The sequence below is a fragment of the Streptomyces sp. NPDC052043 genome (assembly GCF_044548235.1).
In the GTDB taxonomy this organism is placed as follows: domain Bacteria; phylum Actinomycetota; class Actinomycetes; order Streptomycetales; family Streptomycetaceae; genus Streptomyces.
Genome location: NZ_JBIUBT010000008.1, coordinates 380,113 through 405,604, shown reverse-complemented (window position 1 = coordinate 405,604; position 25,492 = coordinate 380,113). Strand labels below are relative to the sequence as shown.

General features: G+C 72.9%; 21 protein-coding genes and 1 rRNA gene. 17 read left to right on the top strand and 5 right to left on the bottom strand.

Translation table 11 applies throughout. The features are described from left to right. Positions 1 to 93, top strand: a 5S ribosomal RNA gene (gene rrf / locus ACIHCX_RS22385); the annotation flags it as partial. Positions 94 to 173: 80 nt separating this feature from the next. Here the strand turns inward: rrf and ACIHCX_RS22380 are convergent. Next, complete coding sequence (locus ACIHCX_RS22380) at positions 174 to 1,034, bottom strand: hypothetical protein (protein ID WP_400032079.1); 861 nt, start codon at positions 1,032 to 1,034, stop codon at positions 174 to 176. Between the two features lie 300 nt (positions 1,035 to 1,334). Here ACIHCX_RS22380 and ACIHCX_RS22375 point away from each other — a divergent pair, with 300 nt between their 5' ends. Then, a complete protein-coding gene (locus tag ACIHCX_RS22375) occupies positions 1,335 to 2,126 on the top strand; it encodes a hypothetical protein (RefSeq protein WP_400032077.1) in 792 nt (263 codons plus the stop codon). Between the two features lie 74 nt (positions 2,127 to 2,200). On the opposite strand, the gene ACIHCX_RS22370 is transcribed toward ACIHCX_RS22375, so the two are convergent. Then, entirely contained in the window at positions 2,201 to 3,493 is a 1,293-nt protein-coding gene (locus tag ACIHCX_RS22370) for a DUF1015 domain-containing protein (protein WP_400032033.1), read from the bottom strand. A gap of 73 nt (positions 3,494 to 3,566) precedes the next feature. On the opposite strand from ACIHCX_RS22370, the gene ACIHCX_RS22365 reads away from it, so the two are divergent. The 4 genes from ACIHCX_RS22365 to ACIHCX_RS22350 are packed head-to-tail and all read left to right on the top strand — an operon-like array spanning position 3,567 to position 7,669. Next, positions 3,567 to 4,592, top strand: coding sequence for an HAD-IIA family hydrolase (locus ACIHCX_RS22365; RefSeq protein WP_400032030.1), 1,026 nt, complete (start codon positions 3,567 to 3,569; stop codon positions 4,590 to 4,592). A 58-nt stretch (positions 4,593 to 4,650) separates the two neighbouring features. Continuing rightward, positions 4,651 to 5,694, top strand: a complete 1,044-nt coding sequence (locus tag ACIHCX_RS22360; protein ID WP_400032028.1) for a FecCD family ABC transporter permease — start codon at positions 4,651 to 4,653, stop codon at positions 5,692 to 5,694. Between the two features lie 29 nt (positions 5,695 to 5,723). Next, positions 5,724 to 6,782 carry a FecCD family ABC transporter permease gene (locus tag ACIHCX_RS22355; RefSeq protein ID WP_400032075.1) on the top strand — a complete coding sequence of 353 codons (1,059 nt, stop codon included), beginning with the start codon at positions 5,724 to 5,726 and terminating at the stop codon, positions 6,780 to 6,782. Further along, a complete protein-coding gene (locus tag ACIHCX_RS22350) occupies positions 6,779 to 7,669 on the top strand; it encodes an ABC transporter ATP-binding protein (protein ID WP_400032026.1) in 891 nt (296 codons plus the stop codon). Before ACIHCX_RS22355 ends, ACIHCX_RS22350 begins: the two co-directional genes overlap by 4 nt. Here ACIHCX_RS22350 and ACIHCX_RS22345 read toward each other — a convergent pair. Further along, positions 7,653 to 8,000: an SCP2 sterol-binding domain-containing protein gene (locus ACIHCX_RS22345; RefSeq protein ID WP_400032024.1), complete on the bottom strand. Its 348-nt coding sequence runs from the start codon at positions 7,998 to 8,000 to the stop codon at positions 7,653 to 7,655. The genes ACIHCX_RS22350 and ACIHCX_RS22345 overlap by 17 nt on opposite strands. Positions 8,001 to 8,042: 42 nt before the next feature. Between ACIHCX_RS22345 and ACIHCX_RS22340 the strand changes: the two genes are divergently transcribed. From ACIHCX_RS22340 to ACIHCX_RS22320, 5 genes are all read left to right on the top strand, one after another. Beyond that, positions 8,043 to 8,405, top strand: coding sequence for a hypothetical protein (locus ACIHCX_RS22340; protein WP_400032022.1), 363 nt, complete (start codon positions 8,043 to 8,045; stop codon positions 8,403 to 8,405). A 7-nt stretch (positions 8,406 to 8,412) separates the two neighbouring features. Next, complete coding sequence (locus tag ACIHCX_RS22335) at positions 8,413 to 9,228, top strand: TlyA family RNA methyltransferase (RefSeq protein WP_400032020.1); 816 nt, start codon at positions 8,413 to 8,415, stop codon at positions 9,226 to 9,228. Continuing rightward, complete coding sequence (locus ACIHCX_RS22330) at positions 9,225 to 10,130, top strand: NAD kinase (RefSeq protein ID WP_400032018.1); 906 nt, start codon at positions 9,225 to 9,227, stop codon at positions 10,128 to 10,130. The genes ACIHCX_RS22335 and ACIHCX_RS22330 overlap by 4 nt, the downstream gene beginning before the upstream one ends. Positions 10,131 to 10,221: 91 nt before the next feature. After that, the gene (gene recN, locus ACIHCX_RS22325) at positions 10,222 to 11,973 is read left to right on the top strand and encodes a DNA repair protein RecN (RefSeq protein ID WP_400032016.1); all 1,752 of its coding nucleotides are present in this window, start codon (positions 10,222 to 10,224) and stop codon (positions 11,971 to 11,973) included. Between the two features lie 286 nt (positions 11,974 to 12,259). Then, the gene (locus ACIHCX_RS22320; protein ID WP_400032014.1) at positions 12,260 to 13,390 is read left to right on the top strand and encodes a glycosyltransferase family 4 protein; all 1,131 of its coding nucleotides are present in this window, start codon (positions 12,260 to 12,262) and stop codon (positions 13,388 to 13,390) included. A 3-nt stretch (positions 13,391 to 13,393) separates the two neighbouring features. On the opposite strand, the gene ACIHCX_RS22315 is transcribed toward ACIHCX_RS22320, so the two are convergent. Beyond that, positions 13,394 to 15,061, bottom strand: coding sequence for a PucR family transcriptional regulator (locus ACIHCX_RS22315; protein ID WP_400032012.1), 1,668 nt, complete (start codon positions 15,059 to 15,061; stop codon positions 13,394 to 13,396). A 116-nt stretch (positions 15,062 to 15,177) separates the two neighbouring features. Further along, positions 15,178 to 16,980 (bottom strand): glycoside hydrolase family 15 protein, encoded by a 1,803-nt coding sequence (locus ACIHCX_RS22310; RefSeq protein WP_400032073.1) that lies wholly within the window; start codon positions 16,978 to 16,980, stop codon positions 15,178 to 15,180. Positions 16,981 to 17,496: 516 nt separating this feature from the next. Between ACIHCX_RS22310 and ACIHCX_RS22305 the strand changes: the two genes are divergently transcribed. From ACIHCX_RS22305 to ACIHCX_RS22280, 6 genes are all read left to right on the top strand, one after another. Further along, the gene (locus ACIHCX_RS22305; RefSeq protein ID WP_400032010.1) at positions 17,497 to 19,164 is read left to right on the top strand and encodes a CTP synthase; all 1,668 of its coding nucleotides are present in this window, start codon (positions 17,497 to 17,499) and stop codon (positions 19,162 to 19,164) included. Between the two features lie 85 nt (positions 19,165 to 19,249). Then, the gene (locus tag ACIHCX_RS22300; RefSeq protein WP_400032008.1) at positions 19,250 to 19,876 is read left to right on the top strand and encodes an NUDIX domain-containing protein; all 627 of its coding nucleotides are present in this window, start codon (positions 19,250 to 19,252) and stop codon (positions 19,874 to 19,876) included. A gap of 161 nt (positions 19,877 to 20,037) precedes the next feature. Next, complete coding sequence (locus ACIHCX_RS22295) at positions 20,038 to 22,125, top strand: tetratricopeptide repeat protein (RefSeq protein ID WP_400032006.1); 2,088 nt, start codon at positions 20,038 to 20,040, stop codon at positions 22,123 to 22,125. A 135-nt stretch (positions 22,126 to 22,260) separates the two neighbouring features. Next, entirely contained in the window at positions 22,261 to 23,385 is a 1,125-nt protein-coding gene (gene ald, locus ACIHCX_RS22290) for an alanine dehydrogenase (RefSeq protein ID WP_400032004.1), read from the top strand. A 399-nt stretch (positions 23,386 to 23,784) separates the two neighbouring features. Further along, positions 23,785 to 24,921: a ParA family protein gene (locus tag ACIHCX_RS22285; RefSeq protein WP_400032002.1), complete on the top strand. Its 1,137-nt coding sequence runs from the start codon at positions 23,785 to 23,787 to the stop codon at positions 24,919 to 24,921. Then, positions 24,906 to 25,475, top strand: coding sequence for a hypothetical protein (locus tag ACIHCX_RS22280; RefSeq protein ID WP_400032000.1), 570 nt, complete (start codon positions 24,906 to 24,908; stop codon positions 25,473 to 25,475). Before ACIHCX_RS22285 ends, ACIHCX_RS22280 begins: the two co-directional genes overlap by 16 nt. The last annotated feature ends 17 nt before the right edge of the window (positions 25,476 to 25,492 follow it).

Sequence of the window (25,492 nt, the reverse complement as noted above, 5' to 3'; positions counted from 1 at the left end):
ACGCCCGGTTACATTCCGAACCCGGAAGCTAAGCCTCACAGCGCCGATGGTACTGCAGGGGGGACCCTGTGGGAGAGTAGGACGCCGCCGAACAATCTTTGGAGGACCCCTGGTCACCAGCGTTCAGCTGGGACCAGGGGTCCTTTTCGTTTTTCCCGTACAGAAGACAGGAGTCACCGATGTCCGCCAACTCTCCCGATGAGCGCCCGGAGCGCGATCAGCGCCGCCGGGACGGTGGTGACCGCGGTGACCGTGGCGGGTTCCGCGGAGGACCGCGCCGTGGCGACGACCGTGGTGGCTACGGCCGTCGTGACGACGACCGTGGTTATGGGCGGCGTGATGACCGTGGTGGTTTCCGCCGTGACGACAGGCCCGAGCGCGGGGATCGGCCGGACCGGTCCGATCGGGGCGAGCGCGGGGATCGTGGCGGCTTCCGTCGTGACGACCGGCGGGACGGTGACCGCGGTGGCTACGGCCGTCGTGACGACCGTGACCGCGACCGCGGCGTCCGCCGTGAGGGCGACCGCCCCACCCACCGCCGTGACGACCGCGGTGACCACCGACGCGATGACCGCCGTGACGACCGCCGCGATGACCGCCGTGACGACCGCCGCGGCTTCGACCGCGGAGACCGCCGTGACGACCGGGGCGAGCGCCGCGATGACCGTCGAGGTTTCCGTCGTGACGACGACCGTGGTTATGGGCGGCGTGATGACCGTGGTGGTTTCCGCCGTGACGACAGGCCCGAGCGCGGGGATCGGCCGGACCGGTCCGATCGGGGCGAGCGCGGGGATCGTGGCGGCTTCCGTCGTGACGACCGGCGGGACGGTGACCGCGGTGGCTACGGCCGTCGTGACGACCGTGACCGCGATCGCGGCTTCCGCCGTGAGGGCGACCGCCCCACCCACCGCCGTGACGACCGCGGTGACCACCGACGCGATGACCGAGGTGACCACCGAGGCGAAGACCGCCGTGACTTCGACCGCGGAGACCGTCGCGACGACCGCCGCGGCTTCGACCGCGGTGCCCGCCACGACGACCGCCGTGACTTCGACCGTGGCGAACGCCGGGACCAGCGTCGTGACGACCGTCGCGATGACCGCCGTGACTTCGACCGTGGCGACCGTCCCACCTACCGCCGTGACGACCGCCGTGACGACCGCGGCGGCTTCCGTGGCCGTGACGACCGTGGTGGGCGCGGCCCGCGTCGCGACGACCGGGGCGGACGTCCGGGTGGCTTCCGTGGCCGGGACGACCGGCGTGACGACCGGCGCGGTGGCGGGCGCTTCCGCGACGACCGGGACCGGGACCGGGACCGTGAGCCGATCAAGCGGCTGCCGATCCCGGAGGACGTCACCGGCGAGGAGATCGACAAGGACGTACGGCAGGAGCTGCAGAGCCTGCCCAAGACGCTCGCCGAGGACGTCGCCAAGAACCTGGTGATGGTCGCGCGGCTCATCGACGAGGACCCCGAGGGCGCCTACGGCTACTCCAGGGTGGCCCTGCGGCTGGCGTCCCGTGTCGCCGCCGTACGGGAGGCGGCCGGGTTCGCCGCGTACGCGAGCCAGAAGTACGGCGAGGCGCTCGCCGAGTTCCGGGCCGCCCGGCGGATGACCGGGAACGTGGACCTGTGGCCGGTCATGGCCGACTGCGAGCGCGGTCTCGGACGCCCGGAGAAGGCGCTCGACATGGCCGGGGCGCCGGAGGTGCACAAGCTCGACAAGGCCGGGCAGGTCGAGATGCGGCTCGTCGCGGCCGGCGCCCGGCGCGACATGGGTCAGCTGGACGCGGCCATCGTGACGCTCCAGAGCCCCGAACTGGCCTCCGGCTCGGTCCAGCCGTGGACCGCGCGGCTGCGGTACGCCTACGCCGACGCGCTGCTCGCCGTCGGCCGGGAGTCCGAGGCACGCGAGTGGTTCGCCAAGGCCGTCGAGGCCGACCGGGACGGCAGCACCGACGCCTCCGACCGGCTGGCCGAGCTGGACGGCGTGGAGTTCACCGACGCCCTCGACGAGAGCGGCGAGAACGGCGAGAACGACAACGCCAACAACGAGAACGGCGACGCCAAGGACGAGAACGGCGTGACCGGCGCGAGCGGCGACGCCGACGCGGCGGGCGAGGACTGACGGAACCGCCGGCCGTCACCGGCCGTGCCTGACGAAGGGCGGGCCCCGATCACCGGGGCCCGCCCTTCGCCGTTTCAGAGGTCCAGTGCCCTCAGCACCAGTCCCGATGCCGGCTTGGGGCCGAACGACGTCGACTTGCGGGGCATCGTGACACCCTGGCGGGCCAGGTCGCGGACGACCTCCTCGCGGACCGGGTGCATCAGGACGGCCGTACCGCCGTCGCGTTCGGCCTTCTCCACGGTGGCGACCGTGTCGTGGATGTAGGCGATGTGGACCGGGGAGTCCTCGGGGATGTGCCACACGTGCTCGAGGAGCGTGGCGTGCAGGACGGTCGCGTCGAGGGTGCGCCAGGCGGCCGGGTGCTCCGCCGGGATCGTGCGGGCCAGCAGGGCCGGGTCCGGGCGGTCCACGAGATGGAAGGCGCCGTCGCCGGCGAACAGGAAGGCGTTGCCCTCGCAGGCCGCGTCCGCGAGCGCCTCCAGCGCGCCCGCCAGGGGCAGGTCGAGACGCCGTACGCGGAACAGGCCGTCCACGGCGGACAGCGCGTCGGCGACCGGCAGACCGTGCAGCAGGCGGTGGATGGCGCGTACCCGGAGTGGATAGCGGACCGTGTCGACCAGGAGGACCAGACCGTAGTCCCAGGCGCTGGGGGAGGAGTGCTCCGCGCGCAGCCTGCGGTAGGTCGCCCAGCGATGATGGCCGTCGGCGATCAGGGCCTGGTGCCGGGCCAGGTCCTCCTGCACGCGCGCGAGGTCGGCGGGATCGGTGATCGCCCACAGTCGGTGGCTGAAGCCGTCCTCGGTGGTCGTCGACAACAGCGGCGGCTGTTCGGCCGCGCGTTCGATGATCATCGTGGTGGCCGCGGTCGCGCCGTCGCCGCGGTACGTGAGCAGCAGCGGTTCGAGATTGGCGCTGGTCGCGCGCATCAGGGCGGCGCGGTCCGCGACCACGTGCGGCATGACGTCCTCGTGCGGCAGCACCACGCCCTCCGCCGGCTCCGACACGCGCAGCGCGCCGATCAGTCCGCGTTGCACCATGCCGTCGCCGTCACGCTGCTCGTAGACGTACAGGGCCGGCTCCGGGTCGGCGGCCAGGACGCCCTCGGAGAGCCAGCGGCGCAGGGTCTCCGCCGCCTGCTTGTTGCGGGCGCTGGGCGTTTCGGCCTGCGGCAGAATCAGCCGGACGATGTTGTACGGATCGGCCGACTGGAGGTGGTGCAGGCCGTCGGGCCGCACGACGACGTCGTACGGCGGGGACGTCACGGCGGCCAGGCTGCCGACCCGGTCGGGGTCGTAGCGCAGGCCGCGGAACGGGGTGAGTTCGAGGCCCGGGCGCGTTGTCGCCGGTGGCTGACCTGCTGTGTTCATCCCGGCATCGTACGTGTGTCAGCGGCGTGGGGGATGATCGGGGGAAAACGGGTGTCATGAGGAGAGATGCGGAATGAGCCAGGGCGTCAGGACGAGGCCCCAGGGCAGTGCACAGCCCCTGAGCGAGGCGTACGACACGGCCCTGCTCGACCTGGACGGAGTGGTCTACGCGGGCGGCCACGCGATCGCGCACGCGGTCGACTCGCTGGGCACCGCCCGCGCGGGCGGGATGCATCTGGCGTACGTCACCAACAACGCCCTGCGCACCCCGGAAGCGGTGGCCGCGCACCTCACCGACCTGGGCATACGGGCGGAGGCGGCCGACGTGGTCACCTCCGCGCAGGCGGTGGCCCGGCTGATCGCGGACCAGGTGCCCCAGGGGGCGCGTGTCCTGGTGATCGGTGGTGAGGGGCTGCGCACGGCGCTGCGCGAGCGCGGTCTTGAGCCGGTGGAGTCGGCCGACGACGACCCGGCGGCGGTGGTGCAGGGCTACGGCGGTCCGGAACTGCCATGGGGGCGGTTCGCGGAGGCGTGCTACGCCATCGCGCGCGGGGTGCCCTGGTTCGCCTCCAACACCGATCTGACGATTCCGGGCGCACGCGGGATCGCGCCGGGCAACGGCGCGGCGGTCGAGGTCGTCCGGATCGCCACGGGCGCGGAGCCGCAGGTGGCGGGCAAGCCGCTGCCGCCCATGCACCGCGAGACGATCCTGCGCACCGGCGCGCGGCGGCCGCTGGTGGTCGGGGACCGCCTGGACACCGACATCGAGGGCGCGTTCAACGGCGGGGTCGACTCGCTACTCGTCCTGACCGGGGTGACCGACGGCGCGCGGCTGCTCGCCGCGCCCCCTCGGCACCGGCCGACGTATGTCGACGCGGATCTGCGCGGGCTGCTCACCGGGCAGCCGGACATCACTCGGGAGAGCGACGGTTTCCGGTGCGGCGGGTGGACGGCGCGGGCGGACACCGGCCTCGAGCTGCACGGCGAGGGGGAGGCGCTGGACGGGCTCCGCGCGCTGTGCGCGGCGGCGTGGACGGCGGGCGGCGAGAACGCGTGCGCGCTGGACGGGGGGAAGGCGCTGGCCCGGCTGGGGCTGTGAATCCGGTGGGGCACCGGGAACCGTCGAGCCGATGGAGAGGGTAGGCTAACCTAACCTCGTGTTGGTCGACAGTCCCCCAGAAGAGCGCGCGGCGGCCACCGCCGCGCCCCCAACCCGCCGAGGTGTGCGAGCCGTTGGGCTCCTCGTCTCCGTCGCCGTCCTGCTGCTCGTCGCCCTGGCGAGCATCGCGATCGGAGTGAAGGAGCTGTCCCTGGCCCAGGTCTGGCACGGCCTGTTCCAGAACTCGGGGACGTACGGCGACGTCGTGGTCGGCGAGCGGCTGTCCCGTACCGTCCTCGGCCTGCTCGCCGGATCGGCGCTCGGTCTTGCCGGGGCCGTGCTCCAGGCGCTGACCCGCAACCCACTGGCCGATCCGGGCATCCTCGGCATCAACGCGGGCGCGTCCGCCGCCGTCGTCACCGCCATCACCTTCCTGGGCGTGACCAGCCTGAGCGGCTACGTCTGGTTCGCCTTCCTCGGCGCCGCGGCCGTCGGCGCCCTGGTGTGGTTCCTCGGCGGGAGCCGGGGTGCCACGCCCGTACGCCTCGCGCTCGCCGGCACCGCGATCGGCGCCGCGCTGTACGGCTACGTCCAGGCCGTGATGATCATGGACGGGGCGGCGCTGGGCAGGATGCGGTTCTGGACCGTGGGTTCGCTCGCCTCCGCCACCACGGCGACCATCACCCAGGTGCTCCCGTTCTTCGCGGTCGGCACGGTCGTCGCCCTGCTGCTGGCCCGGCCGCTCAACGCCCTGGCCATGGGCGACGACACCGCCCGCGCCCTGGGCGCCGATCTGAACCGCACCCGCGCGCTCGCCATGCTCGCCGCGACCGTGCTGTGCGGGGCCGCGACCGCCGCCTGCGGCCCGATCGTCTTCGTCGGGCTGATGGTCCCGCACGTCGTGCGCTCCTTCACCGGACCCGACCTGCGCTGGATCCTGCCCTACGCCACGGTGCTGTCCCCCGTGCTGCTGCTCGGCGCCGACGTCGTGGGACGGATCGTCGCCCGGCCCGCCGAACTCCAGGTCGGGGTCGTCACCGCGCTCATCGGTGGCCCGGTGTTCATTCTGCTCGTACGGCGGCGGAGGACGGCCCAGCTGTGAAGACCACCCGCATCCTCAAGACCACCCGCATCCTCAGGCCCACCCGCACCCCCCGCCCCGTACGAGCCCTGCGCACCCCCGGCGGGCTGTCCCTGCGCCTCGACGTCCGCACGTGCGCGGTCGTCGCCCTGCTGGTGCTGGCCGCGCTCACGGCGGGCGTCGTGCTGATCGGCACCGGGGACTTCCCGATCTCCGCCTCCGACGTGCTGAAGGCCCTGGCCGGCCGGGGCGGGCCGGGGCAGGAGTTCGTCGTCCGCGAACTGCGGCTGCCGCGCGTCCTCGTCGGGCTCCTGGTCGGCGCCTGCCTCGGCGTCGGCGGCGCGCTGTTCCAGTCCGTCTCCCGCAATCCGCTGGGCAGCCCGGACGTGCTCGGCCTCTCCCAGGGCTCGGCCGCCGGCGCGCTCACGGTCATCGTCCTGTTCTCGGGCAGCGCGACCGCGGTCACCCTCGGCGCGCTGCTGGGCGGCCTGGTCACCGGTGTGGCCGTCTACCTGCTGGCCTGGAAGCAGGGCGTGCACGGCTACCGGCTGGTCCTGGTCGGCATCGGCGTGTCCGCGGTGGTCACCGCCGTCAACGGCTACCTGATCACCAAGGCCGACTTCGTGGACGCGGCCCGTGCGGTGGTCTGGATGACCGGTTCGCTCAACGGGCGCGACTGGACGCAGGTCGGCTCGCTGGCCGTCCTGTGCGCCGTGGTCCTCCCGCTCGTCCTCGCCAACGCGCGCGCCCTGCGGATGCTGGAGATGGGCGACGACGTCTCCTACGCCCTCGGGGTGCGCGCCGAGCGCGTACGGCTGCTGCTGATGGGCTGTGCCGTCCTGCTCGTCGCCGCCGCCACCGCGGCCGCGGGACCCGTCAGCTTCGTGGCCCTGACCGCGCCGCAGCTCGCCCGGCGGCTGACCCGGTCCCCTGGCCCCAACCTGCTGCCGTCCCTGTGCATGGGCGCCGCCCTGCTGGTCACCGCCGACCTGACCGCGCAGCGGGCCTTCGGCGCCGACCAGCTGCCGGTCGGCGTGGTCACCGGCGTGCTCGGTGGGGTCTACCTGCTGTGGCTGCTGGTCACCGAGCGCAGGGCCGGGCGGATATGAGCGCCCGCAGCAACGCAGTGAGCAACCGAAGGAGCACCGTGAACCGCCTGTCCGCCGACAACGTCACCCTCGCCTACGACCAGCGCGTCATCGCCGAGCAGCTGTCGGTGGACATACCCGACAACTCCTTCACGGTGATCGTCGGCCCCAACGCGTGCGGCAAGTCCACGCTGCTGCGGGCGCTGTCGCGGATGCTCAGGCCCAGCCGGGGCCGGGTGCTGCTCGACGGTCAGGTCATCCAGTCGATGCCCGCCAAGAAGGTCGCCCGGACACTCGGCCTGCTGCCGCAGTCCTCGATCGCGCCCGACGGGATCACCGTCGCCGACCTCGTGGGCCGCGGACGCTACCCGCACCAGGGGATCCTGCGCCAGTGGTCCGCCGAGGACGAACGGGTCGTGCGCGAGTCCATGGAGCGGACCGGGGTCGCCCGGCTCGCCGAGCGGTACGTGGACGAGCTGTCGGGCGGCCAGCGCCAGCGCGTGTGGATCGCCATGGCCCTGGCCCAGCAGACGCCGCTGCTGCTGCTCGACGAGCCGACGACGTACCTGGACATCCAGCACCAGATCGACGTCCTCGACCTGTGTGCCGAACTGCACGAGGAGGAGGGGCGCACGCTCGTCGCCGTGCTGCACGACCTCAACCACGCCGCCCGCTACGCCACCCACCTCGTCGCCCTGCGCGGCGGCCGGGTCGTCGCCCAGGGCGCGCCGAACGACATCGTCACCGCCGAACTGGTGGAGGAGGTGTTCGGGCTGCGCTGCCAGGTCATCGAGGACCCGGAGACCGGCACGCCGCTGGTGGTGCCGGCGGCGCGGGCGGCACGCGCGCGCGTGGCGGCGCACCACGGCGAGGCCGCCGCCGGCCTCGCCGCTACAGAAGCTTCGTGAGCCGCATCAGGTCGAACAGGCTCGCCTGGAGCTTCACCCGCCCCGCCCCCCAGGCCTTGGCGAACGCCAGTTCCCCGCCGACCAGCGCGAGCAGGTCGTCGCCTGTCATGGCGAGCCGGATCTCGGCCTTCTTCGGCGGCGGGCCCTGAACGGTCTCCCGTACCTCTATACGGCCGGCGACGAGGCGGCCCAGGAAGGTGACGTCGAGATCCTTGATGTGGCAGCTCACCGAGCGGTCCAGGGCCGCCGCCTCACGGACGTCCCCCTCCGCTTTCGCCATGTTGTCGGAGAGTCTTTCGAGTGCGCTGCGGCACTCCTCGATCGTTGCCATCGCCACCGACGGTACCCCAGTGCTTCGCGGTAGCGTCTGGGCATGAGCGACTCTGTGACCGGGACGGAGGTCCGGGACGAAGCGGCGGATCCCGAGGGGGAGGCTCCACGGCCCGGCGGCGAGGCGGCCGACGCCGTCGACGCGATCGACACGATCGGTGCGGTCGGCGCGCAGGACCCCGCCGCCCCCGCCCCGCTGCCCGTGCCCCGCACCCCCACCGGCGACGCCCGCGTCGACGCGGCCCTGGAACGGCTCGGCGACGCCGACCACCTCGCCACGGACGGACACCTCGAGGTGTACGAGGATGTACACGGGGGGCTGCGCGACGCGCTCACCGCGCTCGACGCCCGTCCGGGACCTTTGGCGCCCCCCGCGCAGTCACCGCCGTACCGACACAGGAGCTGAACCGAACGTGGCAGGAGTCGCACGCCGCCGTCTCGACGCGGAGCTGGTCCGCCGGAAGCTCGCACGCTCGCGCGAGCACGCCGGCCAGCTGATCGCCGCCGGGCGGGTCACCGTCGGCAAGACCGTCGCGACCAAGTCCGCCACCCAGGTGGAGACCGCCGCCGCCATCGTCGTCGTCGCCGACGACAGCGACCCCGACTACGTCTCCCGGGGCGGGCACAAGCTGGCCGGCGCGCTGAAGGCCTTCGTACCGCGCGGGCTGGCCGTCGAGGGGCGCCGGGCACTGGACGCCGGCGCGTCCACCGGGGGATTCACCGACGTGCTGCTGCGCGCGGGTGCCGCACACGTGGTCGCCGTCGACGTCGGATACGGACAACTCGCCTGGTCCTTGCAGAGCGATGAACGCGTCACCGTCAAGGACCGTACGAACGTACGCGAGTTGACGCTCGAAGCGATCGATGGGGAGCCTGTGGATCTTGTCGTGGGGGATCTGTCCTTCATCCCGCTCGGACTGGTGCTGCCCGCCCTGGCGCGGTGCGCGAAGCCGGACGCCGACCTGGTGATGATGGTCAAGCCGCAGTTCGAGGTGGGGAAGGACCGGCTGGGCAGCGGGGGTGTCGTGCGGAGTCCGGAGTTGCGGGCGGAGGCGGTGCGGACCGTGGCCGGGAAGGCGTGGGAACTGGGGCTGGGGGTCGAGGGCGTCACCGCGAGTCCGCTGCCCGGGCCCTCCGGGAACGTCGAGTACTTTCTGTGGCTGAGGGCCGGGGCGCCGGCCCTGGACCCGGCCGACGTCGACCGCGCAGTGGCGGAGGGGCCGCGTTGACACCGACCCGAGCGCGAACCGTTTTCCTGCTGGCCCACACCGGGCGGCCGGCCGCCATCCGCAGTGCCGAGCTCGTGGTCAAGGGGCTGCTGCTGTCCGGCATCGGCGTACGCGTCCTGGAGGCGGAGGCGCTCGACCTGCCGCTGCCCGACGAGGTGGAGCTCGTCAAGGAGGCCACCCCGCAGTGCCTCGACGGGTGCGAGCTGCTCATCGTGCTGGGCGGTGACGGCACGCTGCTGCGCGGCGCGGAGTTCGCCCGCGCCTCGGGGGTGCCGATGCTGGGGGTCAACCTCGGGCGGGTCGGCTTCCTCGCCGAGGCCGAGCGGGACGACCTCGACAAGGTCGTCGACCGGGTGGTCAGCAAGGCCTACGAGGTCGAGGAGCGCATGACCGTCGACGTGGTCGTGCACCGCAACGGGGACATCGTGCACACCGACTGGGCGCTGAACGAGGCGGCCGTGCAGAAGGTGTCCGCCGAGCGGATGCTGGAGATCGTGCTGGAGATCGACGGGCGCCCGGTGACCGGGTTCGGGTGCGACGGCATCGTCTGCGCCACCCCCACCGGGTCGACCGCGTACGCGTTCTCCGCCGGCGGGCCCGTGGTGTGGCCGGAGGTCGAGGCGCTGCTGATGGTGCCGATCTCCGCGCACGCGCTGTTCGCCAAGCCCCTGGTGACCTCGCCGGACTCCGTCCTGGCCGTCGAGGTGCTGCCGCACGTCCCGCCGGGCGTGCTGTGGTGCGACGGGCGGCGTACGGTCGAACTGCCGCCCGGCGCCCGCGTGGAGGTACGCCGCGGAGCGGTACCGGTGCGGCTCGCCCGCCTGCACCACGCGTCGTTCACGGACCGCCTGGTCGCCAAGTTCGCGCTGCCGGTCTCGGGGTGGCGCGGGGCGCCGCACTAGGAGTGCCGCCCCGGCCCGCGAGTGGACGGGCGCGCCCCCCGGGCGCCCTCTATGGGTGGGGTGGCGTCGCACGACGCGACCAAAACCTCGTATGGTCGTGGTCGTGTTGGAGGAGATGCGGATACGGTCACTCGGAGTGATCGACGACGCGGTCGTCGAGCTGTCGCCGGGGTTCACCGCCGTCACCGGTGAGACGGGTGCGGGCAAGACCATGGTGGTCACCAGTCTGGGACTGCTGCTGGGCGGACGCGCGGATCCGGCGCTGGTCAGGATCGGCGCCGGGAAGGCGGTCGTGGAGGGACGGGTCACCGTGCCCGCGGACGCCTCCGCCGCCGTACGGGCCGAGGAGGCCGGCGCCGAACTCGACGACGGGGCGCTGCTGATCAGCCGCACCGTCTCCGCCGAGGGCCGCTCCCGGGCGCACCTGGGCGGGCGGAGCGTGCCGGTGGGGCTGCTCGCCGAACTGGCCGACGAACTCGTGGCCGTGCACGGACAGACCGACCAGCAGGGGCTGCTCAAACTGACCCGGCAGCGGCAGGCGCTCGACCGGTACGCGGGCGACGCCGTCGCCGTGCCGCTGGCCAAGTACGCCGAGGCCTACCGCCGGCTCCGCGCCGTGACGGCGGAGCTGGACGAGATCACCACGCGCGCGCGTGAGCGGGCCCAGGAGGCCGACATGCTGCGCTTCGGCCTGGACGAGATCGCCGGGGTCGAGCCGCGGGCCGGGGAGGACACCGAACTGGCCGAGGAGGCGGAGCGGCTCGGCCACGCCGAGGCGCTGTCCTCCGCCGCGACAGCCGCGCACGCCGCTCTCGCGGGCGATCCGGAGGACCCCGAGGACATCGACGCGGCCACCCTCGTCGCGGGCGCCCAGCGGGCCCTGGAGGCCGTGCGGTCGCACGATCCGGCGCTGGCCGCGCTCGCCGACCGGATCGGAGAGATCGGCATCCTGCTCGGCGACGTGGCCGGGGAGCTGGCGGGGTACGCGGACGACCTGGACGCCGACCCGCTGCGGCTGGCGGCGGTGGAGGAGCGGCGGGCCGCGCTCGGCGCGCTGACCCGCAAGTACGGCGAGTACGAGAAGGGCGTCGCCGCCGTGCTCGTCTGGGCCGAGCGGAGCGCCGGCCGCCTCACCGAGCTGGACGGCGACGACGAGCGGATCGGGGAGCTGACCGCGGAGCGGGACGTACTGCGCTCCGAACTGGGCGGCCTGGCCCAGGCGCTGACGGACGCCCGGACGGAGGCGGCGGAGCGGTTCGCCGCCGCCGTGACGGCCGAGCTGGCCTCGCTGGCCATGCCGCACGCGCGCGTGTCGTTCGACATCCGGCAGACCGAGGACCCCGAGGGCGTCGAGGTCGGGGGCCGCACGGTCGCCTGCGGGCCGACCGGCGCCGACGAGGTCGAACTGCTCCTCGCCCCGCACCCCGGGGCGCCGCCCCGGCCGATCGCCAAGGGCGCCTCCGGCGGTGAGCTGTCGCGCGTGATGCTGGCCGTCGAGGTCGTCTTCGCCGGGACGGATCCGGTGCCGACGTATCTGTTCGACGAGGTCGACGCGGGCGTCGGCGGCAAGGCGGCCGTGGAGATCGGACGGCGCCTGGCCCGGCTGGCGAAGAGCGCCCAGGTCGTCGTCGTCACCCACCTGCCCCAGGTGGCCGCCTTCGCCGACCGGCAGCTGCTGGTGGAGAAGACCAACGACGGCTCGGTGACCCGGTCGGGCGTGAAGGTGCTCGAGGGCGAGGACCGCGTCCGGGAGCTGTCCCGGATGCTGGCCGGCCAGGAGGACTCGCAGACGGCCCGCGCCCACGCCGAGGAACTCCTCGCGGCGGCCCGCGCGGACGCCTAGCCGGCGCACTCGGGGAGCGGGTGGTGATCGGTGACACGGGGGGCGCACGCCGTGGGCGCGGCGCCGACCCGTCGGTTTCACTCGTGTGAGTGATCCGGTGTCAAGCTGTCGTACCGTTCCCACAGGCGTCCGGCACCTCGGGCGACCCGGAACACCCGTACGTACTGGCATCCTTGGAGGCCGGGGGCAGTGCGCCGGGACAGCGGGTGCGGCTGTGTCCCCCGGCTCGATACCTTCTGTACGTTTCCCCGTAACCGCCCGACGCCGAACCAGGAGCCCCGGCCGCGTGAGCCCCGTGAGCAGCCACGTATCGCACGGTCAGTCGACGCTGCGCACCGTGCAGGTGCTGGGTGGAGGCAGTGCCGGCAGCAGCGCGCACGTGCGGTCGCTGGCCGCGGGGCTGGTCGCCCGCGGTGTGCGCGTGACGGTGTGCGCCCCTGCCGAAGCCGACCGCGCCTACTCCTTCACCGGAGTCGGCGCCCAGCACGTGCACGTGCCCCGCAGCAGCGACCCGGTGTCCGTGGCCGCGCTGCGCACGGTGTGCGCGGACGCCGACCTGGTCCACGCGCACGGCCTGCACGCCTCCTTCCGCGCGGTGCTGGCGCTCAGCGGCCGCAGCACGCCCCTCGTGGTCACCTGGCACAACCACGCGCACGCCGAGGGGGCCCGCGCGCACCTGCTGCGGCTGCTGGAGCGCCGGGTGGTCAGGGCCGCCACCGTCGTGCTCGGCACCACCTCCGAACTCGTCGACCGGGCCCGTGGCAGGGGCGCGCGGGACGCCCGGCTCGCCGCCGTCGCGGTGCCCCGGCCGGCCGCCGGATACGAGCACCCGGATCGTCCGCGCGCCAAGGTGCGGGCCGAACTCGGCGTCACCGACCGGCCGCTGCTCATCGCCGTCGCCTCCCTGGACCCGGGCCGCGGCCATGAGCTGCTGCTGGACGCTGCCCGCGCCTGGCGGCTGCTGGAACCCGTGCCGCTGCTCCTCGTCGCGGGGGAGGGGCCCCTGCGTGCGGAGCTCCAGCGGCGGATCGAGGACGAGGAGCTGCCGGTCCGGCTGCTCGGGCGGCGCGACGACGTCGGCGAGCTGCTCGCCGCCTCCGACCTGGCGCTGCTGCCCGGGTGCGGGGAGGCCCGCTCCGTCCTCGCCCAGGAGGCGCTGCACGCGCGCGTGCCGCTGGTCGCGGCGCGGACCGGCGGCATCCCCGAACTCGTGGGCGACGCGGCCGAACTGGTGCCGGACCAGGACGTGGAGGCGTTCACCGGCGCCGTCATACGGCTGCTCGACGACCCCGAACGCCGGGAAGCTCTGCGGGACTTGGGCACGCGTCAGGCCGCCTCCTGGCCAAGCGAGGACGACACGGTCGCCCAGGTGCTCAGCGTGTACGACGAGTTGACCCGGCCCCGGCCGCTGACCTGACGCTCAGGTGACGTGCCGGCGGGCCCGCAGGGCCAGGCTCAGGGCCAGGACCGTCTGCGGGTCGTCGAGGTCGGTGCCCAGCAACTCCCCGATCCGGGCGAGGCGGTTGTAGAGCGTCTGCCGGTTCAGGTGCAGCTCGCGGGCGGTCTCCGCCTTGCGGCCCGCATGCGCCAGATAGGTCTGGAGGGTGGGCAGCAGCGGCGGCTTCGAGCGCCGGTCGTGCTCCTGCAGCGGGCCGATCGCACGGTCCACGAAGGCCGCCAGGTCGGGATGGTCGCGCAGCCGCCACAGCAGCAGGTCGATGTCGAGGCGGCGGGCGTCGTACCAGGGCCGGTCCGGCAGTCCCTGCGCCGCGGTCGCCGCCTCGGCCGCGTGCCGCAGACCCGCCGAGGCGGCCGCCCAGCCGCCCGCCACACCGACGACCACCACCTCGGGCTGCCCGCCGGGGCGGCGCATCCCGGCCCGCTCCACACCCGCCCGCAGCGCGGCCGCGACCCGGTCCGCGACGGTGGCCCGCTCCGCCTCCGAGCGCAGCCCGACAAGGAGCGGCACGCGGCCCTCGACCGGCCGCACGCCCAGCAGCACCGGCACGCCCACCGAGGCGAGCTCCTCGGCGACCGCACGGGCCAGCACCGCCCAGCCCCCGCCGCCGGCGCCCGCGCTCGGCCGGGCGGTGCCGCCGGTGGCCGCGAGCGCGTCGCCGACCCGCATCACCACGGGCAGCAGCGGGCTGTTGCCCGGCTTGAAACCGAGGACCCGGGCCTGCGCGGGCGCGTCCTCGGCGGCGATGCGCCCCTCGGCGAGGTCGGTGAGGAAGTCGCCGCGGCCGCGCGCCGCCAGCTCGTCCTCCTGGCGGGCCTGCATCAGCACCACGGCCAGGAGGCCCGCGGCCCGCTCGGCGGCCATGCGGTGCACCGGGGCCAGGGGCGAGCGGACCGGCAGCAGCACCAGCCGGGCGCGGACCGAGCCGGTGCCCGGGCCGCCGCCGGGCACGTCCACGACGACCGAACCGGCCGGCGGGGCCGCGTCCTTGCGCTGGCCGCGCAGCCCCTCCCAGACCTGAAGCGGATCGGCGCCCTCGGGGCCGGAGCCTGCCGCGTACAGCAACTGCCCGTCGGGGGTCTCCAGGAAGACCGGGTTGCCGCCGAAGTCGGCCAGGATGCCGAGCACCTGCGGCACCCCGCCGCCGCCGAGCAGGGCCTGGGTGCAGCGGCGGTGCACCTCCTCGGCCCGCTGGAGCAGCGCGTAGTGGCCGTTGACGATCTCCGTGTGGATCTCCTCGGTGACCGCCACGAACGGCACCTCGCGGTGCAGTTGGACGAGGGGGAGCCCGGCGGTCAGGGCGGTCTCGACGAGGGCGGCGGGCAGGCGGGTGAAGCGCGGGCCCAGCTCCACCACCAGGGCCGCGATGCCGCGGTCGGCGAGGGTGCGCACGAAGGCGCGCTGGTCGGCGGGGCGGGTGCCGAGGCCGTAGCCGGTGGTCAGCAGGAGTTCGCCGCCCTTGAGGAGGGAGGCGATGTTGGGGACCTCGCCGGCGTGCACCCAGCGGACGGTGCGGGTCAGCTTGTCGGCGCCGGCGAGGACCTCGGGGAGGCCGCTGCGCAGGCCGGGCAGTTCGAGGGCGCGCCGGACGGTGATGCCGGTGCCCTCGGTGTCGAATCTGCGGTCCATGAAGCGGACGCTACCTGTGCCCGCGGCACGGCGGCAGCGTCGGGTGGCCGGAGCGGTCCGGCCGCCCCGAGCCGGAGTGAGCGCCGGGCGGGCGCGCTCGCCCGCCCGGCGCTGGATCAGCCTCCGTAGGCGCCGCTCGCCGTCAGGCGCAGGGCCGTGTCGATCAGCGGCACATGGCTGAAGGCCTGCGGGAAGTTGCCCACCTGGCGCTTGCGGCGGGGGTCCCACTCCTCGGCGAGGAGGCCCAGGTCGTTGCGGAGCGACAGCAGCTTCTCGAAGAGCTTGCGCGCCTCGTCCACGCGGCCGATCATCGCCAGGTCGTCGGCCATCCAGAAGGAGCAGGCGAGGAAGGCGCCCTCGTCGCCGGGCAGGCCGTCGACGCCCGCGTGGTCGCCGTCGGTGGGGTACCGCAGGATGAACCCGTCCGTGGTGGACAGCTCGCGCTGGATCGCCTCGATGGTGCCGATGACCCGCTTGTCGTCCGGCGGCAGGAAGCCCATCTGCGGGATGAGCAGCAAGGACGCGTCCAGCTCTCGGGAGCCGTAGGACTGCGTGAAGGTGTTGCGCTCCTTGTCGTAGCCCTTCTCGCACACCTCGCGGTGGATGTCGTCGCGCAGCACCTTCCAGCGCTCCAGCGGGCCGTCCGCCTCCCCGGACTCGATGAGCTTGATGGTGCGATCGACGGCGACCCACGCCATGACCTTGGAGTGCACGAAGTGGCGGCGCGGCCCGCGCACCTCCCAGATGCCCTCGTCCGGTTCCTGCCAGTGCTTCTCCAGGTACTGGATCAGCTTGAGCTGGAGCAGGGAGGCGTAGTCGTTGCGGGCCAGGCCCGTCATATGGGCCAGGTGCAGGGCCTCGGTGACCTCGCCGTAGACGTCCAGCTGGAGCTGGTGCGCGGCGCCGTTGCCCACCCGGACCGGCGCGGAGTTCTCGTAGCCGGGCAGCCAGTCCAGCTCCGCCTCGCCCAGCTCGCGCTCGCCGGCGATGCCGTACATGATCTGCAGGTTGTCGGGGTCGCCGGCGACGGCGCGCAGCAGCCACTCGCGCCAGGCGCGGGCCTCCTCGCGGTAGCCGGTGCGCAGCAGCGAGGACAGGGTGATCGCCGCGTCGCGCAGCCAGGTGTAGCGGTAGTCCCAGTTGCGCACACCGCCGATGTCCTCCGGCAGGGAGGTGGTGGGGGCCGCGACGATGCCGCCGGTCGGGGCGTAGGTCAGGGCCTTGAGCGTGATCAGGCTGCGGACCACCGCCTCGCGGTAGGGGCCGTGGTACGTGCAGTGCCCGACCCACTCGCGCCAGAACTCCTCCGTCGCCTCCAGCGACTGCTCCGGCTCCGGCAGCTGCGGCGGCTCCTTGTGCGAGGCCTGCCAGGAGATCGTGAACGCGATCCGGTCACCGGGAGCGACGGTGAAGTCCGCGTACGTGGTCAGCGACTCGCCGTAGGTCTCCGCCGATGTGTCGAACCACACGGAGTCCGGACCCGCCACCGCCACCGTGCGGCCCTCGTGCCGGTGCACCCACGGCACGACCCGGCCGTAGGAGAAGCGCATGCGCAGGGTCGAGCGCATCGGCACCCGGCCGCTGACGCCCTCCACGATGCGGATCACCTGCGGGGCGCCGTCGCGCGGGGGCATGAAATCGGTCACGCGGACCGTGCCGCGCGGGGTGTCCCACTCGGATTCCAGGATCAGCGAGTCGCCGCGGTAGCTGCGCCGGGCCGCCGTGGGCGGCTGTGTGCCGTCCGCGAACGCCGGGCCGATCCGCCAGAAACCGTGCTCCTCGGTACCCAGCAGGCCGGCGAAGATGGCATGGGAGTCGAAACGGGGCAGGCACAGCCAGTCGACTGTCCCGTCCCGGCAGACCAGGGCAGCGGTCTGCATGTCTCCGATGAGTGCGTAGTCTTCGATGCGCCCGGCCACGTGCAACTCCAGTCGAACGGCCACGTCACACCCCGCGAAGGGGCTGTCGCTAGTGCGGTCAAGGGGTGGTTGTAAAGCGTCGTCGAGCGGTGGGGGGAACCGCCGGTCGGCCGCGGGGGCAGAACGACAACCCTTGCTCAACGAACTGACGAGCTCTTGTTGTTCCGGGTCATACGGACAAGGGTGGTGCCGTGTTGCCGGCCGGGCTCCTCAGCGAGTGTCCGAGCAGGATACGACGCACGTAGATGATCTGCGTGCCGCTCCGGGCAACCCGGGTGCGCCGAACGAGTGAGCCATGGGTGAGGGAGCTGTGCGCGGTACGCACACGTGTCGGCTCGTGCGCGGAGCGTGGCCGTGAGCCACGCCCGTCAGGCGCTGATACCCTGGTAGCCCGTGGACCGGTGGGCTCTAAACCCCCGAACCGCAGCGACGGCACCTCAGCCGGATTCCCGGGTTCCCCGGACCGGCCAGCCGTACCGCACGTCCGACCGCGACCACGGGAGCCCCCTCTTGGCCATGCCGCCCGCTGCTTTCCGAAACAGCACAGCCACGACGACCAAGCACATCTTCGTCACCGGGGGTGTCGCCTCCTCGCTCGGCAAGGGCCTCACCGCCTCCAGCCTGGGCATGCTGCTGAAGGCGCGGGGTCTGCGCGTCGTGATGCAGAAGCTCGACCCGTACCTCAACGTCGACCCGGGCACGATGAACCCCTTCCAGCACGGTGAGGTGTTCGTCACCAACGACGGCGCCGAGACCGACCTGGACATCGGCCACTACGAGCGCTTCCTCGACCGCGACCTGGACGGCTCAGCCAACGTCACCACCGGCCAGGTGTACTCCACGGTCATCGCCAAGGAGCGGCGCGGTGAGTACCTGGGCGACACGGTGCAGGTCATCCCGCACATCACCAACGAGATCAAGCACCGCATCCGGCGCATGGCCACCGAAGAGGTGGACGTCGTCATCACCGAGGTCGGCGGCACGGTCGGCGACATCGAGTCGCTGCCGTTCCTGGAGACCGTCCGCCAGGTCCGCCACGAGGTCGGCCGGGACAACGTCTTCGTCGTGCACATCTCGCTGCTGCCCTACATCGGCCCCTCCGGCGAGCTGAAGACCAAGCCGACCCAGCACTCCGTCGCCGCGCTGCGCAACATCGGTATCCAGCCGGACGCGATCGTGCTGCGCTGCGACCGCGAGGTGCCCACCGCGATCAAGCGCAAGATCTCCCTGATGTGCGACGTGGACGAGGCGGCCGTGGTCGCCTGCCCCGACGCCCGGTCGATCTACGACATCCCGAAGGTCGTGCACACCGAGGGCCTGGACGCGTACGTCGTGCGCAAGCTGGACCTGCCCTTCCGCGACGTGGACTGGACGACCTGGGACGACCTGCTGGACCGCGTCCACAACCCCGACCACGAGGTCACCCTGGCCCTGGTCGGCAAGTACATCGACCTGCCCGACGCCTACCTGTCGGTGACCGAGGCGTTGCGCGCGGGCGGCTTCGCCAACAAGGCGCGGGTGAAGATCAAGTGGGTCACCTCCGACGACTGCAAGACCGCGGCCGGCGCCGAGCAGCAGCTCGCCGGCGTCGACGGCATCTGCGTCCCGGGCGGCTTCGGCGACCGCGGCGTGCTCGGCAAGGTCGGCGCCATCCGCTACGCCCGCGAGAACGGCATCCCGCTGCTCGGCCTGTGCCTGGGCCTGCAGTGCATCGTGATCGAGGCCGCCCGCAACCTCGCCGACATCGCGGACGCCAACTCCACCGAGTTCGACCCGGCCACCGGCCACCCGGTGATCTCCACGATGGCCGAACAGCTGGACATCGTCGCCGGCGAGGGCGACATGGGCGGCACCATGCGGCTCGGCATGTACCCGGCCAAGCTGGCCGAGGGCTCGATCGTGCGCGAGGTCTACGACGGCAAGGAGTACGTCGAGGAGCGCCACCGCCACCGCTACGAGGTGAACAACGCCTACCGCGCGGAGCTGGAGAAGAAGGCGGGCATCCTCTTCTCCGGCACGTCCCCGGACGGCAAGCTCGTCGAGTACGTGGAGTACCCGCGCGAGGTTCACCCCTACCTGGTCGCCACGCAGGCGCACCCGGAGCTGCGCTCGCGCCCGACGCGTCCGCACCCGCTGTTCGCCGGCCTGGTGAAGGCCGCCGTCGAGCGGAAGATCTCCAAGTAGCACGCCCGGTTGTACGGTTGCGGGGGTGTGCACCGGCGAAGGTGTGCACCCCCGTTCTGTTTGCGCACGTCGGAAAGGGCAGGGCATGACGATCAAGGACACCCCGGAGGAGTGGGGGATCCGGGCCACCCGCACCCCGTTCGTCGGGGGCAAGACCTCCGTCCGCACCGACGACGTGGTCATGCCCGACGGCTCCGTGGTCACCCGCGACTACCAGGTGCACCCGGGCTCCGTGGCTGTCCTCGCCCTCGACGAGGAGGACCGGGTGCTGCTGATCCGCCAGTACCGCCACCCGGTGCGGCAGCGGCTGTGGGAGATCCCGGCCGGCCTGCTCGACGTGCCCGGCGAGAACCCGCTGCACGCCGCCCAGCGCGAGCTGTACGAGGAGGCCCACGTCAAGGCCGAGGACTGGCGGGTGCTGACCGACGTCTACACCACCCCGGGCGGCTGCGACGAGTCCGTGCGGATCTTCCTCGCCCGGGGCCTGTCCGAGGCGGTCGGCGAGCGCTTCGCGGCGGAGCACGAGGAGACCGACATGGAGCACGCGCGGATGCCGGTGGACGAGCTGGTCAGGGGCGTGCTCGCGGGCGAACTGCACAACAACTGCCTGGTGGTGGGCGTCCTGTCGCTGGTTGCCGCGCGCCAGGGGGACGGGCTGGACGCGCTGCGCCCGGCCGAGGCGCCCTGGCCGGCGCGCCCCTTCGCGTCCTGAACCCACCGCCGACCCCCGCGGTGTGACCATCGCCTGATCCGATCGGGCGATGTGTCCGCCCTGCTCCGCACGGTACGTCGCAGAGCGTGAACTAGGCTCTGGAAGCGCCCGGACCGGAGTCCCGGTGGGCTTGCACGTGCGGTGGGACGGGAGTGTGGCCCGTGACGGACCAGGCGGTGGACACAGGCGGCGTGGACCTGTCCGGCGGGGAACGATTCCCCGCCGCTGCGACGAGCCTCTTCCTCGGCCGCACACGGGAGTTGAAGGAGCTGCGCGCCGACATCGAGCGGGCAGGACTCGACACCCTGGCCGGCCGCAAGGAGCCACGCGCGCGCGTCCTGCTGATCGCGGGCAGGCCCGGCTCCGGCCGTACGGCGCTCGCCGAGGAACTGGTGGAGCAGGTCGCGCAGCGTTACCCCGGCGGTGTGCTGCGCGCCAGGCTCTCCGAGCCCGACGGCGCCCCCGTACCGGTCGACGCCGTCGCCCGTGACCTGCTCACCGACCTCGATCTGCCGACTCCGCCGGGCGCGGCCGAGGACGATCTGACCGAGGCCCTGCGCACCGCGCTCGCCGAGCGCCGGGCCCTGCTCCTGCTCGACGACGCGGCCGGCGCGGACCAGGTCGACGCGCTGCTGCCGGAGAACGCCGACTGCCTGCTCGTCGCCGTCTCCCGGGGCCCGCTCACCGGGATCGCCGACGTCCGCCCGTGCACCCTGGGCGGCCTGGACACCAAGTCCGGCGTGGAACTGCTGGCGCAGCGCATCGACCCGGTGCGCATCACCGTCGACCCGCGCGCCGCCGAGAGCCTGGTCGAGGTCTGCCAGGGGCAGCCCGCGGCGCTCACGCTGGCCGGCGGCTGGCTCGCCGCCCACCCCCAGGCGGCCGTCGCCGACCTCGCCAAACAGCTGCGCACCGACCCCGACGACGGCCCCGTCCTCGACCGGGTGCTGCGGTTCGTGCACGGCACCCTGTCCGGTCAGGCCGCCCGGATGCTGCGCCTGCTCTGCCTCGCCCCGGCCGGTGACGTCGACCCGCAGACCGCCTCCGCGCTCGCCGGCTGCTCGGTCGAGGCCGCCCGCGGCTTCCTCGACGACTTCGCCGACCTCGGCGTGGTGCGCGCCGTCCCCTCGCTGCTGCCGTGCTACGAGCTGCCCGGCAGCCTGCACCCGCTGCTGACGGAACTCGCCGAGCGCCAGGACCGCCCCGCCGAACTGCGGCTCGCCCGGGCCCGGATGCTGGAGCGGACCGTGCGGCTGCTCCAGTCGTGCCGGGCGATCACCGAGACCGACAGCCCCGAGACCAGGGAGAAGCTGAAGAGCCTGCCTCCCGGACTGCGCTTCGCCACGCCGCGGGCCGCCGAGAAGTGGCTGCGCGCCCGCAGGCCCGCCCTGCTCGCCGCGGCCCGCCTCGCCGTCGCCGACGGAGAACTGGACACCCTGGCCCGCCGTCTGATGGCGCAGCTGGTGCGGGCCATGGTGGCGCACATCGGCACCCAGGCGGCCGCCGCCGACCTCTACGGCATCCACCGGCTCGTCCTGGACGTGGCCGAGCGGCGCGGGCTGCCCCGGGAGAAGGCCGCCGCCCTGCTGAACCTCGCCGACCTGGACGCCCGCACCGGGCGTACGGCCGGGGCGCTGGCCCGCTACCGGGCCGCGCTGGACGCCGGACGGGAGGCCGACGACCCGTACGCGATCAGCCGCGCCATGGAATCCGTAGGCAGTGCCCACCAGGAGCTCGGGGACTACGACCGGGCCGCCGACTGGTTCGGCCGGGCCCTGGCGCAGCGGCTCGCGCGCGAGGAGCGCGAGGACGCCGCCCGCCTCTACGGCCGCATCGCCGCCGCGCACACCTACGCGGGCCGCTACGGCGAGGCCCTGCGCAACTGGCGTGCGGCCGCCGCCGCGCACCGCAAGGCGGGCGATGTCGCCGCCCACGCACGGGCGTTGAGCGAGCTGGCGCGCGTCCAGGAGTACGCCGGGCGGCCCGAGGACTGCCTGCGCACCTGCCAGGAGGCGGTCGAGTGGGCCCGCCGCGCCGAGGACGTACGGCTCCAGGCGGCGCTCCGGCTGCGGCTCGCCGACAGCCTGGAGCGGCTGGGCGACACGGCCGCGGCGGCCCTGCACCGCGGAACGGCCCGGCGCCTGCTCGGCGACGAGGTCCCTGCGGCCGAGGACGGCGGCCCGGAGGGCCCATTGACGGAAGAGGAGGCCAATGCCTGCGAAATCCGTAGTGCATCCTCTGAAGATTGATGCAATGAAAGGCTAGACAGAGAGTAAGCCTTCATTAGACTGGCTCTGCCGCTCGTTCTCCTGCGGTGTTCCCTGGTATGCCCCCGCATGCCGGGGTACGTCTGACATTGCCCCACATTCTCTGAGTCAAGGACCGTGATCGACGTGAAGGTCGGCATCCCCCGCGAAGTCAAGAACAACGAGTTCCGGGTGGCCATCACCCCCGCCGGCGTGCACGAGCTGGTGCGTAACGGCCACCAGGTCGTCGTCGAGCGGAACGCGGGCGTCGGCTCCTCGATCCCGGACGAGGAGTACGTGGCCGCCGGTGCCCAGATCCTCGAGACGGCGGACGAGGTCTGGGCCGCCGCCGACATGGTGCTGAAGGTCAAGGAGCCGGTCGCCGAGGAGTACCACCGCCTCCGCAAGGACCAGATCCTCTTCACCTACCTGCACCTGGCCGCCTCCAAGGAGTGCACGGACGCCCTGCTGGAGTCCGGCACCACGGCGATCGCCTACGAGACCGTCGAGCTCTCCAACCGCGCGCTGCCGCTGCTGGCCCCGATGTCCGAGGTCGCGGGCCGTCTCGCCCCGCAGGTCGGCGCCTACCACCTGATGCGCGCCGCGGGCGGCCGCGGTGTGCTGCCGGGCGGCGTCCCGGGCGTGCCGGCCGGCGAGGCCGTCATCATCGGCGGCGGCGTCTCCGGCTGGAACGCCGCGCAGATCGCCATCGGCCTGGGCTTCCACGTGACCCTCCTGGACAAGGACATCAACAAGCTCAAGGAGGCGGACAAGATCTTCGGCACGAAGATCAAGACCGTCGTCTCCAACGCCTTCGAGCTGGAGAAGGCCTGCGTCGAGGCCGACCTCGTCGTCGGCGCCGTGCTGGTCCCGGGCGCCAAGGCCCCGAAGCTGGTCAGCAACGAGCTGGTGTCCCGGATGAAGGCGGGAAGTGTCCTTGTCGACATCGCGATCGACCAGGGCGGCTGCTTCGAGGACTCCCACCCGACCACGCACGCCGAGCCGACCTTCAAGGTCCACGAGTCGGTGTTCTACTGCGTCGCCAACATGCCGGGCGCGGTGCCCAACACCTCGACCTACGCGCTGACCAACGCGACGCTGCCGTACATCGTCGAACTCGCCAACCGGGGCTGGGTGGAGGCGCTGCGCCGTGACGCGGCGCTGGCCAAGGGCCTCAACACCCACGAGGGCAAGGTCGTTTACCGCGAGGTCGCCGAGGCGCACGGCCTGGAGCACGTCGCGCTGGAGTCCCTGCTCGGCTGAGCGGTCGCCAAGTCGCCAAGGTGCGAAAGGCGATACGTCAACACGCGTCGTCAACCTCGCACGACCGGCCGGACCTTGTCCCACAAGGTCCGGCCGGATGTGTGTATGGTCACTTCGCCGCACTCGGTCAACTCGCCTCGAACGCAACCATTCGACCGATTCACGCATCGGTGAAACCTGCCGTGCGACGGTCGTACGCCCTTGACAGAGGGATGTTCCATTACCGACACATCGGGCCGGGTCCGGCGGATTGTGTTGCTGCGGACCGCCGACACGCCATAGAGTCGCCAATCGTCGGCATGGTGCCACGCTGACCTGTCTAGAAGTTTCCTGGTCACCAAGGAGGTAAGACGACTTGTGAATGAGTCGACATTTTCTCCCGGGGGTGGTCAACCAGGAATGCCTGCGCCGGGCCAGGGCCCCACGCGGCTCGAGGCTGTCGGCTCCGTTGCTGTGCGCACCTACGCAGCCCACCAGAGTCACCGGACATCAGGAGTGACTCAGCCAGCACCCCCAAGCATGGATGGCCATCACGTGAACGCCATGGCCGGCGACGGAAGTGGCGCGCCCCACAACCACTTCGCCGACTACGACGAACTGCCCGACGGGCACTTCTACGACCCTGACGCCGAGTACGAGCCCGACCCCGAGTACGCGGCCACGCTCGCGCCCGACGCGGCCCGCCAGCGCCGTGAGCGCATCGGCCCGACCGGACGCCCGCTGCCGTACTTCCCGATCCCGGGTCCGCTGACCGACCACGGCCCCGCGAAGATCATCGCGATGTGCAACCAGAAGGGCGGCGTCGGCAAGACCACGTCGACCATCAACCTGGGTGCCGCGCTCGCGGAGTACGGCCGTCGGGTGCTGCTCGTGGACTTCGACCCGCAGGGCGCGCTGTCGGTGGGTCTCGGCGTCAACCCCATGGAGCTCGACCTCACCGTCTACAACCTGCTCATGGAGCGGGGCATGTCCGCGGACGAGGTCCTGCTGAAGACGGCGGTCCCCAACATGGACCTGCTGCCCAGCAACATCGACCTGTCGGCCGCCGAGGTCCAGCTGGTGAGCGAGGTGGCGCGCGAGTCGACGCTCCAGCGCGCCCTGAAGCCGCTGATGGACGACTACGACTACATCGTCATCGACTGCCAGCCCTCGCTCGGCCTGCTCACCGTCAACGCCCTCACCGCCGCGCACAAGGTGATCGTGCCGCTGGAGTGCGAGTTCTTCGCGCTGCGCGGTGTGGCCCTGCTGACCGAGACCATCGAGAAGGTCCAGGAGCGCCTCAACCCGGAGCTGGAGCTCGACGGGATCCTGGCCACGATGTACGACTCGCGCACCGTGCACAGCCGTGAGGTGCTCGCGCGCGTCGTCGAGGCGTTCGACGACCACGTCTACCACACGGTCATCGGACGCACGGTCCGCTTCCCGGAGACCACGGTCGCCGGAGAGCCGATCACCACGTACGCCTCCAACTCCGTCGGTGCCGCCGCCTACCGCCAGCTCGCCAGGGAGGTGCTCGCCCGGTGTCACGCCGAGTGAGTCTGCCGGGGGCCGACGAACTGTTCCGTACGACAGGGGGAATGGCGCTCCAGCCGTCCACTCCCCGACGCCAGGCAGGCGGCGAGGCCCGGGTGCCCGCCCCCGCGGCGGAGGGCGACGCCGCGGCCGCGGCGGAGGACGCGCCGCACTCGGTGCCCGCCCAGGGCGGCGACGGCGAGGGCGCGGAGCACGTGGCGGTCGACGCGGGCCCGGCGGACGCGGGCGAGTCCCGCAGCCGGTCCGCGACCGCGGAGCGCACCGCGCGGCGTTCGGCGGCGGCGCAGGAAGGTTCTGCCGCCGCACAGCCGCGCAAGCGGGGCCGCGGCGCGGCGCGCCGGCCCAGCGGACGCGAACGGCACGACGAGAAGATCACGGTGTACGTGTCCGCCGAGGAGCTCATGGACCTCGAACACGCCCGGCTGGTGCTCCGCGGAGAGCACGGACTCGCCGTGGACCGCGGGCGCATCGTCCGCGAGGCGGTCGCCGTGGTGCTGGCCGACCTGGAGTCCCGGGGCGAGGCGAGCATCCTGGTACGGCGGCTGCGCGGTCGTTAGCCGTCCGAGCGGGCGGT

Excerpts from the sequence above, each read along its gene's own strand:
- ACIHCX_RS22370 (WP_400032033.1), bottom strand. The coding sequence starts at position 3,493 with ATGAACACAGCAGGTCAGCCACCGGCGACAACGCGCCCGGGCCTCGAA.
- ACIHCX_RS22365 (WP_400032030.1), top strand. The coding sequence starts at position 3,567 with ATGAGCCAGGGCGTCAGGACGAGGCCCCAGGGCAGTGCACAGCCCCTG.
- ACIHCX_RS22350 (WP_400032026.1), top strand. The coding sequence starts at position 6,779 with ATGAGCGCCCGCAGCAACGCAGTGAGCAACCGAAGGAGCACCGTGAAC.
- ACIHCX_RS22345 (WP_400032024.1), bottom strand. The coding sequence starts at position 8,000 with ATGGCAACGATCGAGGAGTGCCGCAGCGCACTCGAAAGACTCTCCGAC.
- ACIHCX_RS22340 (WP_400032022.1), top strand. The coding sequence starts at position 8,043 with ATGAGCGACTCTGTGACCGGGACGGAGGTCCGGGACGAAGCGGCGGAT.
- recN (WP_400032016.1), top strand. The coding sequence starts at position 10,222 with ATGGTCGTGGTCGTGTTGGAGGAGATGCGGATACGGTCACTCGGAGTG.
- ACIHCX_RS22315 (WP_400032012.1), bottom strand. The coding sequence starts at position 15,061 with ATGGACCGCAGATTCGACACCGAGGGCACCGGCATCACCGTCCGGCGC.
- ACIHCX_RS22305 (WP_400032010.1), top strand. The coding sequence starts at position 17,497 with ATGCCGCCCGCTGCTTTCCGAAACAGCACAGCCACGACGACCAAGCAC.
- ACIHCX_RS22300 (WP_400032008.1), top strand. The coding sequence starts at position 19,250 with ATGACGATCAAGGACACCCCGGAGGAGTGGGGGATCCGGGCCACCCGC.
- ACIHCX_RS22285 (WP_400032002.1), top strand. The coding sequence starts at position 23,785 with ATGCCTGCGCCGGGCCAGGGCCCCACGCGGCTCGAGGCTGTCGGCTCC.